Annotated in this window: 12 protein-coding genes; 2 read left to right on the top strand and 10 right to left on the bottom strand. The window is 60.8% G+C overall.

The features are described from left to right. Positions 1-306 precede the first annotated feature (306 nt). The 4 genes from IE224_RS15340 to hglS all read right to left on the bottom strand — a co-directional run bounded on the left by IE224_RS15340 (position 307) and on the right by hglS (position 7,418). Positions 307-3,135, bottom strand: a complete 2,829-nt coding sequence (locus IE224_RS15340; RefSeq protein WP_191311621.1) for an FAD-binding and (Fe-S)-binding domain-containing protein — start codon at positions 3,133-3,135, stop codon at positions 307-309. A gap of 86 nt (positions 3,136-3,221) precedes the next feature. Further along, the gene (locus IE224_RS15335; RefSeq protein ID WP_191311619.1) at positions 3,222-4,460 is read right to left on the bottom strand and encodes a pyridoxal phosphate-dependent aminotransferase; all 1,239 of its coding nucleotides are present in this window, start codon (positions 4,458-4,460) and stop codon (positions 3,222-3,224) included. 8 nt (positions 4,461-4,468) lie between these two features. After that, positions 4,469-5,998 (bottom strand): L-piperidine-6-carboxylate dehydrogenase, encoded by a 1,530-nt coding sequence (amaB, locus tag IE224_RS15330; RefSeq protein ID WP_191311617.1) that lies wholly within the window; start codon positions 5,996-5,998, stop codon positions 4,469-4,471. A 28-nt stretch (positions 5,999-6,026) separates the two neighbouring features. Continuing rightward, complete coding sequence (gene hglS, locus IE224_RS15325) at positions 6,027-7,418, bottom strand: 2-oxoadipate dioxygenase/decarboxylase HglS (RefSeq protein WP_191311615.1); 1,392 nt, start codon at positions 7,416-7,418, stop codon at positions 6,027-6,029. Positions 7,419-7,518: 100 nt separating this feature from the next. On the opposite strand from hglS, the gene IE224_RS15320 reads away from it, so the two are divergent. Beyond that, entirely contained in the window at positions 7,519-8,403 is an 885-nt protein-coding gene (locus tag IE224_RS15320; RefSeq protein ID WP_191311614.1) for a LysR substrate-binding domain-containing protein, read from the top strand. 82 nt (positions 8,404-8,485) lie between these two features. Here the strand turns inward: IE224_RS15320 and IE224_RS15315 are convergent, their stop codons facing one another. Next, positions 8,486-9,553, bottom strand: coding sequence for a saccharopine dehydrogenase family protein (locus IE224_RS15315; protein ID WP_191311612.1), 1,068 nt, complete (start codon positions 9,551-9,553; stop codon positions 8,486-8,488). A gap of 128 nt (positions 9,554-9,681) precedes the next feature. Here IE224_RS15315 and IE224_RS15310 point away from each other — a divergent pair, with 128 nt between their 5' ends. Continuing rightward, a complete protein-coding gene (locus IE224_RS15310; RefSeq protein ID WP_202380193.1) occupies positions 9,682-10,107 on the top strand; it encodes an Lrp/AsnC family transcriptional regulator in 426 nt (141 codons plus the stop codon). 539 nt (positions 10,108-10,646) lie between these two features. On the opposite strand, the gene IE224_RS15305 is transcribed toward IE224_RS15310, so the two are convergent. The 5 genes from IE224_RS15305 to IE224_RS15285 form a co-directional block, all read right to left on the bottom strand. Beyond that, positions 10,647-12,398 (bottom strand): thiamine pyrophosphate-binding protein, encoded by a 1,752-nt coding sequence (locus tag IE224_RS15305; protein ID WP_191311609.1) that lies wholly within the window; start codon positions 12,396-12,398, stop codon positions 10,647-10,649. A 66-nt stretch (positions 12,399-12,464) separates the two neighbouring features. Beyond that, a complete protein-coding gene (locus tag IE224_RS15300; RefSeq protein ID WP_191311607.1) occupies positions 12,465-13,739 on the bottom strand; it encodes an NAD(P)/FAD-dependent oxidoreductase in 1,275 nt (424 codons plus the stop codon). A 70-nt stretch (positions 13,740-13,809) separates the two neighbouring features. Next, entirely contained in the window at positions 13,810-14,955 is a 1,146-nt protein-coding gene (locus IE224_RS15295; protein WP_191311606.1) for an enolase C-terminal domain-like protein, read from the bottom strand. Positions 14,956-14,957: 2 nt separating this feature from the next. Next, positions 14,958-15,725 (bottom strand): amino acid ABC transporter ATP-binding protein, encoded by a 768-nt coding sequence (locus IE224_RS15290; RefSeq protein WP_276529578.1) that lies wholly within the window; start codon positions 15,723-15,725, stop codon positions 14,958-14,960. After that, the gene (locus IE224_RS15285; protein WP_191311604.1) at positions 15,722-16,384 is read right to left on the bottom strand and encodes an amino acid ABC transporter permease; all 663 of its coding nucleotides are present in this window, start codon (positions 16,382-16,384) and stop codon (positions 15,722-15,724) included. The genes IE224_RS15290 and IE224_RS15285 overlap by 4 nt, the downstream gene beginning before the upstream one ends. Positions 16,385-16,386: the final 2 nt, after the last annotated feature.

Raw genomic sequence — 16,386 nt, 5'->3', positions numbered from 1 at the left:
CCAGACCCAGAATGTCACCACGCATCGAAAGCCCCGCATAAGATACGTCGTTAACGACGTCGCTATGCACGTGTCTTAGCCGAACACCCCACGCTCAGGCAGGCGGTGGCAACCGGGCGGTTACGCTTCCCCTACAGCCGACAGCGCCTCAGGCTGCATCCTTCCGAATGGTACGGGGCGCGTTCTTCGAAGCAGGCGCGCAGGCCTATCATCTGGTGGATGCCCGCCGCTGACCCGGAAAGCCGATCAGCGACGATCATCGTATGACCGCTGATGCCAAACCTGCGCCGGATCAGCCCCCAATCTTTACCCGTTCGACGTCAGGCAATCCGCGATTATGCCAAGCGGATGTCGAATGCAAAGCGTGCTGAAGCGCTCACTCTGACAACGGCAGGAAAAGCCTGTTGCAGCGACCTGTACTCCTGCCTCGAGTTGCTGCCGCCACGAAAGATCGAACAGGGTTCGTGACATCTGCTGGTGACGCTTCTGGTGCCCGAAGAGCCCTGCCATGCCGCAGCAGCCGGTTGCCGGTGTCTCGACAGCGATTCCGATGGTTTCGAACACACGCCGCCAAAGAACAGCGGATTGTGGTGACGCAGTGACTTCGGTGCAATGCGACAACAGCGTCACGTCCTTAGCCGTCCGCACCTGCGAGACAGTGCGTTTGGCGAAGTCGTCAATCAGAAACTCCTGGACCATCCGCACCCTTGGCACGGCAATCTCGGCTTTGGAATACTCCTGCCGCAGCATCATGCCAAACGCAGGTTCAAACGCCACCAGCGGCGCCTTGGTGGCCTCGGCGCGGTGTAGGAGGACGGCCAGCCTCTCGGCCATTTTTCGGAAGCCGGACAGATCACCGCCGGCATGTGCCGCCTTGCCGGCCGGCCGCATGCGCAACAACCTGGGGCGATAGCCAAGCGCGGCAAGACCCGCGACGACGTCGCGTTGCACCTCCTGGTCGAACAGCGCCGTGAACCAGTCCTGAACGAGGATGACGGTATCAGCAGGCAGCGGCCGCGGCAAATCACGTTCTTCAAGCCACAGGTTGCGCGGCATCCGTGCCAGTTGGCGCGGCAGATCGACCGTTCCGGTCAACCGGCCACTAATGCGGGATACTGCCGGCCAGACGGGCGCAAGCACGGGTGCGAGGCGCTGCGTCACCGGGCTGAACCGTTCGGCCCACAAAATTAGGCGATCCGCAAGCGGGCGCTTGTGGCGCAAAAAGTAGTCCGCGAGGAAAGCCGAGCGCATGGAGGGAATATCGACCTGGACCGGACAGCTGGTTGAGCAAGCCTTGCAGCCCAGACAGGTGTCCAGTGCCGCCAGAAGGTCCTCTTCTCGCTGCGTCAGGTCTGCGCCAGTCGTCCGGGCCTGATGCCACGCCCGCAGCGCATCGGCCCTGCCCTTCGGGCTTTGGCGAACATCCGCGGTGGCCTTGAAGCTGGGGCACATCGGCGTTGTCGCGGCATAGCTGAGGCATTGCGCGTTGCCGTTGCAGCGAAACGCGTTGGCCAGCGCATCCCCGTCCGGGGCATTGAAGGCCCGAAACGGCGTCGTGCCAATGCCCATGACCGGCACGTCGTTCGAGACGAGCTTGCCCGGATTGAAGCGCTCCGTCGGATCGAAGGCCCGCTTGACACTTTGCAGGGCGCGATAGGCATCAGTGCCGATCCATTCCTGCAGATAGGCGCCACGCACGCCCTTGCCATGCTCGCCCCAGAAAATGCCACCGTGCTTGCGTGCCAGGTCGAAGACGGCATCGGACACCGCAACCAGCCGTTCCCTGTCCGCACCATCGTCAATGTTGAGCGCCGGCCGGATATGCAGACATCCGACATCCACATGGCCATAGATCCCGAAGCCGAGCCCCTGGCTTGACAGCACGGCCAGGAAATCATCGAGAAACGCAGGGAGATTTTCTGGCGGAACGACGGTATCCTCGACAAAGGCGATCGGACGCGCCGGCCCTTCGACCTTGCCCAGCAGCCCTACTCCTGCGGAACGGACCGCCCAAAGTTCGCGGATCTCGCTTAGATCAGCGGAAAGATAATGCGCCTTGATCTCCGGCAGGCCGGCCAAGATTTGGCGGCAGCGATCAACGCGCCGGTCAAGCTGCACGGCATCGTCACCATTCATCTCAATGAAGACATAGGCTATGCGTTGATCCTTCCCGGCGCGCAGAACCAAAGGAAGGCGATGCAGAAGACCTGCCCTGTCGGCAAGGTCTTGGACCGTCTCGTCCATGACCTCCACAGCGGTCGGATCGGCCCCCAGCAACGGTGTCGCGGCAGCAAGCGCGCTGCGAAAAGAAGAGAAGGCGGCCACAACAAGGCGCTTTCCCTTCTCGATCCGGCGCAGCTTGACGCGGATGCGGCTGAGAAGGCCAAGCGTGCCCTCGGCGCCAAGGAACAGACGCCACCATTCGAAGCCGCCCTGGGCGGGACAGGCGCGCTCAAGGTCATAACCTGTGAAGCGGCGGTTCAGGCGTGGCGTGTTGTCGATGAAGGCTTGCCTGCCCTGCCGGGCCGCGGCTTCGGCCTGATCCAACATGGGGCGTGCCCAGTCGGGCGCTGCGGAGATGCTGTTCAGCAGCCCGCGCGGGTGCGCGATTTCAAGCCCAAGAATGTTGTCCGAGGTCTTGCCGTAGATGCGCGATCCCTTGCCGGACGCGTCGGTGCTGACCATGCCCCCGATCGTGCAGCGGGTCGAAGTCGAGGTTTCCGGCGCGAAGAACCAGCCGGAATGCCGAATGCGGGCGTTCAGATCATCCAGCACGATGCCAGGCTCGACATCGGCCCAGCCTTCCTGTTCGTTCAGGCAAAGAAGGCGGTTCATGAAGCGGCGCATGTCGACAATGACGCCGTTGTTCAGGCTTTGGCCGTTGGTGCCAGTGCCGCCACCACGTGCGGTGATTGCAATGTCGGCAAACTGCGGCTCTTCAAGGACGCGCAGCAGCACCACCAGATCATCGGCAGTCCTGGGCGCAACGATCAGATCAGGCGTGATCTGGTAGACGGAATTGTCGGTGGACATGGCCGCGCGGGTTGCGCTGTCATCCTCGATAACGCCCGCAAATCCTGCCGAAACAAGAGCGTGGGACAATGCCGCGAAACGATCGGCTTGGGTGTCGAACATGAGAAGACTTCCTGTTGCCCATCCCTGCGGGTCAGGACACGGCAGCACTTATCTGCCGTGTCCTTTGCTCTCCTGTGACCAAGTAATCAGGCGTTCTCGGTCTGGTGCATCAGCGCTGCGCAAGCCTTGGCAGTGCGCGCAAGAGCCTCGCGCAGTTCCTGTTCCGAGGTGGCATAGCTGATCCGGAAATAGCCTGACAGTCCGAAGCAGGCGCCTGGCACCACTGCCACGTCTGCTGCCTCCAGCAGCCAGGCGCAGAAATCGCGATCACTGTCCAGGCGCCTGCCCTGCGATGTGGCGCGGCCGATCAGCCCTTCGCAGCTTGCAAAGGCATAAAAGGCGCCTTCCGGCTTGCGGCAGGTGATACCGTCGATGGCATTCAGGGCGTCCACCACCAGATCGCGCCGGGCCGCAAAACTGGCGGTGCGCTCGGCCAGAAAATCCTGCGGCCCGTCCAGCGCGGCAATGGCGGCCGCCTGCGTGACTGAGGAAGGACAGGAGGTCGATTGGCTTTGAACAACCGCCATGCCCGCGATCAGCGGTGCAGGGCCGCCGGCATAACCCAGTCTCCAGCCCGTCATCGCATAGGCTTTGGAGACCCCGTTGACGGTCAGGCAACGGTTCCGCAATCCGGTATCGAGCGCGGCTGGCGTCACGAAGCGGAAGCCGTCGTAAAGGATATGTTCGTACATGTCGTCGACCATCAGCCACACATGCGGGTTGCGGTTCAAGACCTCGATCAGCGGGCGATAGTCGTTCTCGCCATAGGCGCTGCCTGTCGGATTGGAGGGCGAGTTGAGCAGAAGCCAACGGGTTCGCGGTGTGATCGCCGCGTCCAGAGCATCGGCCGTTAGCCGAAAGCCGGTGCTGTCATCGCAGGGCACGGCCACCGGCACGCCACCAGCGATCCGCACGATGTCGAAGTAGCTGGTCCAGCAGGGCGTCGGAATGATGACCTCGTCCCCCTCGTTCAGGCTGGCCATCATCGCGTTGTAGAGGATCTGCTTGGCCCCGGCGGCAGCCGTCACCTCGTCGACCCTGAATTCCAGCCCGTTTTCACGCCGGAACTTGTCACGGATAGCCCGCTTCATCGCGGGGCTGCCATCAAGAACCGTGTACTTGGTTTGACCCTCTCGGATGGCCGCAATTGCGGCCTCCTTGATGTGATCGGGCGTGTCGAAATCCGGCTCGCCCGCACCCAGGATGATGACCGGTCGGCCTTCACGCTTCAGTGCCGCGGCGCGCGCGGTGATCGCCAGGATCTCGGACACGCCGAGATCCGCGATCCGCTCCGCCGGGCGGAACGACTTGCTGCTGATATCCATGACGGCCCTCAGATGTCGAAGACGACGCCCTGCGCCAGGGGCAGCGCGCGGGAATAGTTGATGGTGTTGGTCGCCCGGCGCATATAGGCCTTCCACGCGTCCGATCCGCTTTCGCGCCCGCCGCCCGTTTCCTTCTCGCCCCCGAAGGCTCCGCCGATCTCGGCGCCCGAGGTGCCAATGTTGACATTGGCGATCCCGCAATCGGACCCCGCCGCCGACAGAAACCGTTCGCTTTCCCGCAGGTCGGTCGTGAAGATCGACGAGGACAGCCCCGCGCCGACGGCATTGTGCTGTTCGATCACATCATCAAAGTTGCTATAGCGCATGACGTAGAGGATGGGGGCGAAAGTTTCCTCCAGAACCGGTCCAGCCTGCGCCGGCATTTCGATCAGAGCGGGCTTGACGTAATAGGCTGCCTCGGGCGCAGCATCGGTCACCTGAGTGCCGCCATGGACAATGCCGCCTTCTGCTTTCGCGGCCTCGATCGCCGCCTGCATTCCCTCGAACGCCTGCCTGTCTACCAGCGGACCTACCAGCGCCTGCGTCGTCAGCGGATTGCCGACCGACACTGAACCATAGGCCTTGATCAGCCCTGGCACCAACTGGTCATAGATGCTGTCATGCACGAACAGACGCCGCATGGTGGTGCAGCGCTGACCGGCGGTTCCCATGGCACCGAAGGCAATGGCCCGCAGTGCCATGTCCAGATCGGCCGAGGGGCAAACGATGCCGGCATTGTTGCCGCCCAGTTCCAGGATCGACCGGCCAAAGCGCGCCGCGACCTTGGGTCCGACCTGCCGGCCCATCCGGGTCGAGCCGGTGGCCGACACCAGCGCCACGCGCGGATCGTCGACAAGCGCTTCGCCTGTTTCCCGGCCGCCGATGACGACCTGACTCAGACCGTCAGGAGCATCGCCAAAGCGGGCCAGAGCACGTTTCACGATGGCTTGGCAGGCCAGCGCCGTCAAAGGTGTCTTTTCCGAAGGCTTCCAGACGACCGGATTGCCGCACACCAGCGCCAGTGCCGTGTTCCAGCACCAGACCGCCACGGGGAAGTTGAAGGCGGAAATCACCCCGACGACGCCCAGCGGATGCCAGGTTTCCATCATCCGGTGGCCCGGCCGTTCGGTCGCGATGGTCAATCCGTAGAGCTGGCGGGACAGGCCGACGGCGAAGTCGCAGATGTCGATCATCTCCTGCACCTCGCCCGCCCCTTCGGACGGGCTCTTGCCTGCCTCGATCGAGACAAGGCGGCCCAGATCGCCTTTGGCTGCCCGCAGTTCTTCGCCCAGCAGGCGCACCAGCTCACCCCGGCGGGGGGCGGGAACATTGCGCCAGATGCGGAACGCATCCGCGGCACGACCGATGGCGGTCCTGGTTGCCTCGGCATCATCCTGCGCAAGGCTGGCGATCTGCTGTCCCGTGACCGGGCTGAAGCTGGCCATGTCACCGGCATCCAGGACTGACGCCTCGACGCCGAGCCCTCCCAGAATTGACCGAACTTCTGCCTTCAGATCCATCTCAATCGCATCTTTCATGATTATCTTCCTTGCTTGAGGAGGCGACCTACTGCGCCGCGATGTCGGATTTGCCCAAGGTGGACAGGCAACGTGACAGTGAGTCATCCTGCAGAGACTGATACAGCTCGAACTCGTCCTGCACCTTTGCGCCCAGATCGGCCTCGAAGCGGTCGCGGTTGGGACTGGCCTGGAAATCCTGTGCCGCTTCGTCGCCGAGATTGGACTGGAAAATCCCTGCTGCGCTGACCGGCAGGAAATCCTCATAGGTGATCGGATCGGCTCGCAGATAACCGGCGGCAATCAGCGCCTCGACATCCATGTCAATCACGCTACTGCCCAAGCTCTTTGCCTTCTCTGTCAGTGAGAACTCGACATATCCCAGACCCTGCTGCCGGAGCTGTTCGTGATCATCGGGGAAGGCCGCAAAACTTTCCTGCAGCGCAGCGACATAGTCGGCCGCATTGCTTCCGTCGGGCTTCGGCCGGACCCGGTCGCGCGCCTGCGTCAGCAGCCGGTCGTAGAGTGCCCTGCCCTTCGGCGTCAGCGCCTGACCGCGGGCCTCGATCTCTCCGAAGCGCGCGGTGTGCTGACCCTTGTGTCCATCGAAGCTGACCGCCTCGTCAAGCGCCTTGAAAGAGGTCTGGCGCAGCAGGATCGGGCATTTCCGCCGTGGCGGCCCCTCGACCACGGCCTTAGGGCTGATGCCGCGTCGGGGCATCTGGTCCTGCACAGCGTCGATGTCCAAGGTGCGTGGGGTCAGGTGGTTGATGTGGGGGCCGCGGAAGGACACCACGTCCGCGACCAGACGATGCGCGTCATGCAGCCGTTGGTAGAGGTCGGGGCCAACCAGAGCGTCGGAATGCCAGCGGAAGGTTTCCAGGGCCTCGGTAACAAACTCGGCCGCTTCTTCCTCGGTCAAGCCTCCGCGAGCCTCGGCATGCTCGATCAGGGCAATACAGCGATCGGTGAAGATCCGGCGTGCCTTCAGCAGCCCCTCGGCCTCTTGGCGAAGATCGGGATCGTCGATCAGATCAAGACGCAGCAGGGACGTGAAGACCCGGAATGGATTGCGGCGCAGTGCATCCTCACTGACCGGGCGGAAGGCGGTGGAATGAACCGGAACGCCCGCCTCGGTCAGGTCGTAATAGCCGACCGGCTCCATGCCCATCACCGCAAACAGGCGGCGCATGGTGGACAACTCCGCCGGCGTGCCCAGCCGGATCGCGCCGTGGCGTTCCTCGGATACGCGGGACAATTCTCCCGTCCATCGCAGACGTCCCTCCAGGATCGGATCCCTTTGCAGCGTTTCTTGGTTCACGTCCGCCACAAGCGACATCAGCGTGCCATAGGCTGGCACCTCCTCGCGATACATGGCCGACATTGCTGCGGAAAACGCAGCGCGGATGCGATCCGGTGATACAGGTCCGGTCTTGGTCATTGCGGAGATCCCATGCTTGCCAGAAGGTTCAGTTACATGGATACAGGATCAACAGACCCATGAAACGCGCTGAATGCGACTGACTTGATGCGAGGACGGAATGAAGTTGAGCCGCAGCCAGATGCCAGACCTGTCGGCATTGCAAGCGTTCGAAGCCGCGGCACGGCATGGCAGCTTCACCCGCGCGGCGGTCGAGCTGAACCTGACGCAAAGCGCGGTCAGCCGCCAGATCAAGGATCTTGAAGGCCAGCTTGGCATCGCGCTTTTTGAACGCGTTCGCCAGCGGATTGTGCTGTCCAGTGCGGGCGAGCGGCTGCGGCCCGAGATTGAAAGCCTGCTGGCCGGGCTCGAGCACCTGACCTTGCGGGCCGCCAGCAGCCGAGATGTGACGGGCCATCTTGCTGTGTCGACCTTGCCTACCTTTGGCAGCCGCTGGCTGATGCCGCGCTTGCCCCAGTTTCTGGCACAGCATCCGGGCGTGCAGGTTTCGCTCCTGTCGCGCACCGGGCATTTCGATCTGGGCCAAGCGGGTGTCGACGTGGCCATCCACTATGGCAAGCCCGCGTGGCCTGGCGCGACCTGCCGCTATCTTTGCGCGGAAACCGTCCTGCCGGTCGCGGCACCTACGCTGATCGATACGGATGGCGCGTTTCTTCCCGACGCGCCCCTGCTACACATGGAGCCACGGCCCTTGCAATGGCCCGAATGGCTATCGGCCAACGGGCAGGACATTGGCCGCGGCTTTCAGGGCCATCGGTTTGACCAGTTCTCCCTGCTGATCGAGGCTGCCACGGCTGGCATGGGCATTGCCCTTCTTCCCAGCTACCTGATCGAGAGAGAGGTCCGCCAAGGTCTTTTGCAGATCATCTCCGGTCCGCCGCTGGTGACAGATGCAGCCTACTACGTCGTCATTCCTGACGAACGTGTTTCGGACCCGTTACCTCTAGCGTTCCAAGGATGGGTAACGGGACAAATCAGCGGGTGAAGTAAGATCGCGACCTCAGAAACAGCTTTGGTTGGCAGACCTCAGTGCCATCAAGCCAAAACTCCGATAACCCATACGCCAGTTAGATGCGGCCCCCTTTAAAAGGTGTTCCGGTTGTCGTTTCCAAAAGAGTCCCCAGCGGGATATCTTCCTGCTTGAGGAATCCCTTCTGCGGCAGCTTGCCGTCGCGCACCATCTCGATCACAGCAACAACCGAGCTCGCGGTAGTCCAAGCAATTGCGGAACGCTGACGTCCAGCCAACTCCAATGGATAGTAGGCTCGCACGAATTCTTCGCGTGCAAGTTTTCCATCGATCATGCCCTCCGCTGCCACATGGACATAGACGACGTCATCACTCACCGGCGGCTTGGCGTTGACGAGGATCTGTTCGGCCTCTGTCCTTCGCTCACGCATCAGCAACTCATGGAAGAAGAAGTTCATCAGCTTTACATGGCCTGGATACCGCATGGTCTTGTAATCCATGTTTGGAACAGCGTCTTTGTAGGTCTCGCACATCGTGCCAAGGCCGCCGGACGTGGTGAACGCTTCAAGTTCGGTCCCGCCAATGAAAAGCTTTTCGACCCACTCCATGGCTGAGACCCACTTGATGGTGCCTTCTTCCAGCACCTCACAGTCATTGAGATATTCATTCACAACCCCAGCCGGAGACCAGTTGAAGGAGTAGCCCATCAAACCGGTTGGATGTTGCGGTAGTGCACCCACCCGCATCTTGCACGAACGACAATCATCAAACTTGGAGATCAGGTCGGCACCGACAATCCCGACAAAACCCGGCGCGAGACCACACTGGGGAGCCATCAAACCGCTGGATGTCTTGGAAAGCTCAGTGACTGCCTTCGTTGTTGAGACGTCTTCGGTAAGGTCAAAGTAGTGGATCCCGGCAGCATGTGCCACCTTCGCAACGCCGGTGTTCAGGTGGTAAGGCAGACAAGATAAGACGCTATCAACCTGTAAAAGCTCCTTTCGCAGCGCCTCGGCATCAGCGACATCAATCATACTGACTGGAAACGGATACTTTCTTACAGCTGCGGCTTGATCAAGGCCAATGACGGAAAAGCCACCCTGAGCCAGTAACTCCGCGGCGAGAGTTCCAACCTTTCCGAGGCCGAGTACCGCTATCTTTTGCATATTGTCTTCCTGTCGTATGTGTCGCCGTCTCAAGGTATGACAGCCGCCAATATTGTTGTGCAGCGGCAAACCTCGTAGATTTTCACCACTTTTTTGACAAATTGCAGGAGGATATTGGCGAAGTGACCATGACTGAGAAAGATCGCCAATTGCTGATGATCCTTTCTGAGGACGCGCGCATGCCCATTGCTACGCTTGCTCGGCGAATGGGTGTCGCGCGGGCAACCGTACAGGCGCGTCTTGATCGCCTGGTGGAGGTCGGTATCATCTCAGGGTACTCTGTCCGCTTGTCAGATGACTATCAAAACAGCTTGGCACGCGCCCATGTCATGATTGTTCTGACAGAGAAAGCCCTGGGGCAGGTTGTCCGCGCTCTTCAAATCTTTTCCGAAGTCATCGCAGTTCATTCGGTCAGCGGAAGCGTTGATCTGATCGTAGAGGTCGCCGCTCCGACCATCCAGGACCTGGATCGAACGATTGATGCCATCGGCGAGCTTGATGGTGTTGCACGGACCCAATCATCCGTCATCCTGTCTACAAGGTTTCAACGATGAAAACCGTTCTGGTTTTGAAGCATTATGCGTGTGAAGCCGACGAAGTATCCATGTGAATGAACATCCGCTTGCTCGGTTCCAGCCCGTTTCCTCTAGAGATCGGATCCTGTCATCCATCGGCTTCTGGTCTGCGAAATGGCTCTGGGAGGCGCGCATGGTCCAGAAATCCGTTTTTATCCTGTTTTCCGCGCTGCAGGCTGAAAAGCAACACCAGTATCAAGCAAGAGGTTAGGTCCTTGCAGGGGCCTGAATGGCCTCGGCTGTGGACAGGGCGTCGGATGCGGTTCCAATGCCATCGGTTCGGCCAGCTTTTCCGTTCAGGTAGTAGTCGCGACGGCTAACCTGGGCATAGCCGGCATTCCCAGTTACCTGATCGAGCGGGATTTCCGGCAAGGTCTTTTTGCAGATCATCCCAGCCCGCAGGTGAAAGCGTGGTCTACTATGCTGTCATTCCAGCCGAACGCGTTTCGGACCCGTTACCCATTGCCTTTCAGACTTGGGTAACGGGACCAACGGGCGGATTACGCTAGATTGCCCCCTCAGAAGTAGCTTTGGTCGGCGGCCTCCAATGCCATTGGATCTTCGCCCCGCTTGGTCAGCCACGAATAGACAGGTGGAACACGGTCGGCGAGAGACTCAACATGGACATCGATAAAGCAAGGTCCGGACGTGTGCGCAAAAGCTCCGGCCAAAGCAGTGTCAAGCTGTTCCGGCGTTTTCGCCGTCCAGGCTTGCATGCCAAAGGCCGCAGCGATCGCCTCACCCTTCGGGGGCATGAAGTCCACCCCGAAGCACTGGTTGTGGCCCTTAAGCCTGTGCAGGCCCTTGATCCAGCCGAAGGTGCCATTGTTGAACAGGATCAAGATGGCAGGCACCTGCAGCCGCACGAGGGTTTCAAGCTCACCCACAGTCATTCCAAACGAACCATCCCCGAACAGCCCGATGGGCCGTTTGGACCCGTCTGCGCGCCATGCACCAACTGTTGCGGGAAGAGCCGAGCCCAGCCCCCCGAAGGCACGGGGAATGCTGAACCGCGTGTGCCGATCGTTGATCTTCAAGTAGCGGGTCATGTAGGGAGTGGGCGTGCCGGCATCCGAATAGATGAGGGCAGGCTTTCCGGAAGCCTCCAGCGCAGTATTGAAGGCGCGCACCACGCGTTCGGGCCGCATGGGCAGCGTATCGGCCGACAGCTTTGGTTCGGCATGCTCCCAGAAGGCTGCGCGATGTTCATTCAGTTCCTGGACCCAAGGTTCATAGCGGGCGCCATCCACCTGCACGTTCATGGCCAGCAGATCGTTGAAGGTGAGAACAGCATCGCCAACGACCGACAGCAGGTTCTGATAATTGTTTGCCATGATGTCGGGGTCGATGTCGATCTGCACCAAGCGCCGGTTCAGAGTAATCTTTGGAAAGGTCCAGCCGATTGTCACCACCGAGCCGATGCGCGAGCCGACAAAGATTGCAAGATCGGAATGCTCCAGAGCCCAGTTGGCATGGGGATGATAGCCGTTGTCGCCAATCACCCCAATTGCCAGCCGATGATCGTCATCAATGGTTCCCTGGCCTGTCATCGTAGTGCAGATGGGAATGTTGCAGGCCTCGGCAAAGCGCGTAATCACGTCGCCTGCCCCTGCCCTGCTAACCCCGCCCCCGGCCACGATCAGCGGACGTTCGGATTGCCGGATCAGGTCCATCAGCGTTTCAAGCTTGTCTGCGACCGGACGCGTCGGGAAGGCCGGAAACGTCTTACATTCCTCTTCGACATGCAGGGAGACTGTCGTCGGGTCGACATCAGCCAGCAGCATGTCTTCCGGGATCTGCAGATGAACGGCGCCCGGCTTGCCTGAGCAGGCCGTGCGAAAGGCTCGGCGAATGATTTCGGGCAGTTTCTGCGCCGACTTCACCTGAACCGACATCTTCGTCACCGGTTCGAACAGCTTGGCGCAGTCCAGCTCAGTCAGGACGCCACGTCCCTCTCCCGGCAAGGGTATGTCGATCGTGAGGAGGATGACCGGAACCGACGAGCCGTTGGACTCCGCGACGGGCGGCAGTGAGTACATCGCACCTGCGCCCGACGGGCACTCAAAGACCCCCGGCTTGTTGGTGAAACGACCGTAGGCGTCAGCCATATATCCGGCAGAGCGTTCGTCCCGCGCCATGACATGCTGTATCTTGTCTTCGCGGCCTTGCAAGGCCTCATAAAAGGGGACGTTAGTATCCCCCGGCACACCGAAGATCGTCTCGACGCCGTAACCGATCAGCATTTCGACAAGAATGTCTGCGCCCTTCATGCTCAACTTCTCCTGTTGGTTTGTTCGTGTGGTACCGCTTTGTGTCCTAATTAGGGCATCGGGCTGTCACCCTGCCCGTGCAAAGCGCTTGTGCGAAAACGGCGCAATATCGATGCCAGTCGGACGGCCCAGGACAAGATCGGCCAAAAGCGCGGCTGTGTGGGGCGCGGCGTTCAAGCCAAGATGCCCATGGCCGAAGCCGTACCAAAGCCCCGACAGCGATGCAGCGCCGATGACCGGCAGCCCATCCGGGGTCGATGGGCGATTGCCCTGCCAGCGCCGGGCTTTTCCTTGGTCCACCGAGGCTAGGGCCGGATAGGTACGGGTCAGGTGCTGAAGCAAGATGTCCGCCCTGCGCCAGTCTGGCGCCGCGTCGGCGCTTGACAGTTCGACTTGGCCGGCGGCACGCAGGCCACCGGCAGTCATGGTGTTGGCCATCTTGCCATCACTGGGCATGACAGGGCGCCGCAGGCGGATCGGCGGGTCGGGCAGTTCGACATGGTAGCCCCGCTCTGCCTCGAGCGGGATGTTGTCGCCAATCGTTCTGGCAATTTTTGCCGATCCCATGCCGGCAGTCAGAACGGCAATGTCGGTGGGAACAGGACCGAACTCGGTTTCAACCGCGATGACACTTCGGGCTTCGTGCGCAAGACCGGTAACCCGAGCCTGCTTCATTGTCGCCCCTGACGCAGCCAGGATCGCGCGGACATAAGCGCCCGGATCAAGGCATTGCGCGCCGCTTTCAACAAGAACACCAAAGCTGTAACAAGGGGCCAGCGCAGGTTCCTCGGCGTGTAGGGCTTCTGCGTCAAGTTCGCGCCATTGCAGCCCGGCCTGCCGTCTGAGCGCCCAGAACGGCGCCTCGCTCAGGTAGGCAGCGCGGTTGGGATAAGCATACAAGATACCATTTCGCTGGATCAGCGATGGCGCGCCAACAGTTTGGGCCAAGGCCAGGTGCCGATCGGGTCCGTCATGCAGCAAGCTGTCAAGAGAGGACACTGTCCGCCGGAGACGCTCCTCGGTCCAGCCGGCCCGAAGAAAGCGCACGAGCCACGGTGCCAAACGCGGCAGACTGGTCCAGTTGATTGTCAATGGCCCAGCCTTGTCCAGCAGATAGGCGGGCACTTTGCGCCACAATCCTGGAACAGACATCGGGATGATCGATGCAGGCGAAATAAAGGCACCATTGCCGTAGCTTGCAGCCTGCTCGCCTCCCGGCTGGGAGGCGTCGATGACGGTGACATTAAATCCGGCGCGCGCCATTTCGAGCGCCGTGCAGGCCCCGACGATACCGGCCCCGATCACCGCGACGCGGCGTCGTTTTTCGGTCTGAGCGGTCATTTCGGCAATCCTTTCCCGTCAACCGCCAGGCGCTGCCTGCGGCCGTGTCCTCATGCAATGTTTGGTATTGTCAGGCCTCGGCCAGTTGGCGCGCGCCATCCTTCAGCGAGTGTTCGGTTATGGTGATGCCTAAGCCGGGGCCGGTGGGCACGATGACATGGCCATCACAGTTCTCGATCCGCTGCTCCAAGACATCCTCGGTTAGGACATGGTGCGGCATGTAGAATTCGCAGCCTAAAGAGATGCCGGGCGTTGCCGCGATGAACTGCGTGCCCGCGGCTAAGGCAATGCCCCCTTCCCACAGTGTACCGCCATAGCCGGGAATGCGTGCGGCATCAGCCAGCGCCATAAGCCCCTGCCCCTTCAACATGCCACCCACCTTCATCAGCTTGACTGAGATTGCGTCGGCCGCACCCAAGCGGATAACTTCTTGCAAATCACCGATCTCAAAGCAGCTTTCATCCGCAAGAATTGGTGTGTCCAATGCCCGTCGGAAATCCACCATCACTGCTAGGGCATCGCGCGGGACAGGCTGCTCGATGAAGGTGGGCGCAAACCGTTCGACGTCGCGCAGCACCCGGAGGGCGCCAAATGGCTGCAGTGCCTGATTATAGTCCAAACGTAGATCGATCCCGTCGCCGAAAGCGCCACGCATTGCCTCCAGGTGAGCCATATCCTCGGCATGCGGCTTGACCCCGGTCTTGACCTTGAAGATGCGGTTTCCCTGCGGAACCATCTGGTGCATCCGGTCTAAATCCGCCGCGAAATCGGGATCTGCGATCGAAAAGGACAGGGGGATCCTGTCGCGCACTCGCCCGCCCAGAAGTTCCGCCACCGATAGGCCGCTGCGCTTTCCCAAGATGTCGAACATTGCCATTTCGACGGCAAGCTTTGCCTCGTGATGGCCCACGAGCACACGGTCCATAGCCTGGGTCAGTCCGCGGATATTGGACAAGGGCCAGCCGATTACCACTGAGCGCAGGTACACATCAAGGGCTGCAAAAGCAGCTTCGGGTGTGCCAGTAAAGACCTCCCACGGAGCCGCCTCCCCCCAGCCGGTGATGCCGTCACGACTCGTCAACTGCAGCAGGACGCGCTTGACGGTTCCTTTAATGTGGCCCACGCCCTGCTGGCGGGCCATCTTGATCGGACTTTCCACCAGCAGGATGCGGATTGCGGCTATTTGATCTGTTTCAGTGCGGATTAAGCTATCCATTATTAAGCCGGGCTTGCGTGGAAATGGGACAGGAAACTGCGTGTTGCTTCCTGAGTCGGATTGTCGATCACCTGACGGGCGGGCCCATCCTCGACAACCACGCCGTCGCGCATGAAGACAACGCGGTCAGCAACTTCGCGGGCGAAGGCAATTTCGTGCGTGACGATGACCATTGTCATTCCGGCTTGCGCAAGCGCGCGCATGGTCGCCAGCACTTCACCGACCAACTCCGGGTCCAGTGCCGATGTCGCCTCGTCGAACAACATGACCTCCGGCTCCATGGCCAAGGCACGGGCAATGGCGACACGCTGTTTCTGCCCTCCGGATAATGTTTGCGGCATTTGGTCCGCGCGGTCGGCAAGCCCCACCTTGGCAAGCTGTGTCATTGCTAGGTCGCGCGCGGCCCCTTTGGGCAGCTTGCGCACCTGGATAGGTGCCTCCATTACATTTTCCAGAACGCTCATGTGGCCGAACAGGTTGAAATTCTGGAACACCATCCCCGTGCGTGCCCGAAAAGCCGCAAGAGCCCTCGCCTTGGGCGGCCGCGCTGCATGATCAAAGGTGAACTGGGCATCTCCGACCCGGATAGCTCCATCGTCGGGCCTGACCAGCAGGTTAATGCAGCGCAGCAGGGTGGATTTTCCCGACCCCGACGGGCCGATCAGGGCGACCACGCCGCTGGGATCCACCGTGAAGTTGATGTTGCGCAACACCTCATGCGTGCCGAAGCTCTTGCGCAATCCTCGGATCTCGATCATCGGGCGGTTCATCTTGCTCCTCCAAACCTTGCATCACGATGGCGCACGAACAGTGTCACTGGGAGAAGAATAACAAGGTAGGCGACTGCAACTGCCGTATAGGTTTCCAGCGGGCGGAAACTGTCATGAGCGGCGATTTGTCCTTGGTAGACCAGGTCGGGAACCGCCAGCACCGACACCAGCGAGGTATTCTTGAATTGCAGGATTGACTGGTTCATCAAAGCTGGCACCATCCGACGCAGAGCCTGCGGGAGTACGATCCGCCGCATGGCCAACGTGGGTGTCATGCCCAGTGCCAACCCTGCCTCGCGCTGCCCGGTTTCGATCGAGACGATGCCGCCGCGTATGATCTCGGAATAGAACGAACCACCATAGCACGACAGTGCAATGATCGACGCTGCAATTGGTGACAGTTCAATTCCTGTCAGGATCGGCAGCGCGTAATAGCACCAGATCAACTGCACGAGGATCGGCGTGCAGCGAAACAGTTCGATAAAACTCAGCGCCACAGCTTTCAGGATGCGACTGCCTGACAACATGCCCATGGCAGTAATTAGCCCGACAGCTAGTCCCCCCAGCACGACCGCAACCGTCAACGACACGGTCATGATGATGCCGTCAAGAAACAGCCAGCGGTATGTCCAAAGGACGCTGAAATCCCATTCGTACATGA

This window comes from Paracoccus aerius (assembly GCF_014656455.1).
In the GTDB taxonomy this organism is placed as follows: Bacteria; Pseudomonadota; Alphaproteobacteria; order Rhodobacterales; family Rhodobacteraceae; genus Paracoccus; species Paracoccus aerius.
The sequence above is the reverse complement of the archived record's forward strand: the minus strand, read 5'-3'. Positions and strand labels throughout refer to the sequence as shown.

What these genes read in the sequence shown, in the direction of transcription:
- IE224_RS15340 (WP_191311621.1), bottom strand. Translation starts at nt 3,135, where the DNA reads ATGTTCGACACCCAAGCCGATCGTTTCGCGGCATTGTCCCACGCTCTT.
- IE224_RS15335 (WP_191311619.1), bottom strand. Translation starts at nt 4,460, where the DNA reads ATGGATATCAGCAGCAAGTCGTTCCGCCCGGCGGAGCGGATCGCGGAT.
- amaB (WP_191311617.1), bottom strand. Translation starts at nt 5,998, where the DNA reads ATGAAAGATGCGATTGAGATGGATCTGAAGGCAGAAGTTCGGTCAATT.
- hglS (WP_191311615.1), bottom strand. Translation starts at nt 7,418, where the DNA reads ATGACCAAGACCGGACCTGTATCACCGGATCGCATCCGCGCTGCGTTT.
- IE224_RS15320 (WP_191311614.1), top strand. Translation starts at nt 7,519, where the DNA reads ATGAAGTTGAGCCGCAGCCAGATGCCAGACCTGTCGGCATTGCAAGCG.
- IE224_RS15315 (WP_191311612.1), bottom strand. Translation starts at nt 9,553, where the DNA reads ATGCAAAAGATAGCGGTACTCGGCCTCGGAAAGGTTGGAACTCTCGCC.
- IE224_RS15310 (WP_202380193.1), top strand. Translation starts at nt 9,682, where the DNA reads ATGACTGAGAAAGATCGCCAATTGCTGATGATCCTTTCTGAGGACGCG.
- IE224_RS15305 (WP_191311609.1), bottom strand. Translation starts at nt 12,398, where the DNA reads ATGAAGGGCGCAGACATTCTTGTCGAAATGCTGATCGGTTACGGCGTC.
- IE224_RS15300 (WP_191311607.1), bottom strand. Translation starts at nt 13,739, where the DNA reads ATGACCGCTCAGACCGAAAAACGACGCCGCGTCGCGGTGATCGGGGCC.
- IE224_RS15295 (WP_191311606.1), bottom strand. Translation starts at nt 14,955, where the DNA reads ATGGATAGCTTAATCCGCACTGAAACAGATCAAATAGCCGCAATCCGC.
- IE224_RS15290 (WP_276529578.1), bottom strand. Translation starts at nt 15,725, where the DNA reads ATGAACCGCCCGATGATCGAGATCCGAGGATTGCGCAAGAGCTTCGGC.
- IE224_RS15285 (WP_191311604.1), bottom strand. Translation starts at nt 16,384, where the DNA reads ATGTACGAATGGGATTTCAGCGTCCTTTGGACATACCGCTGGCTGTTT.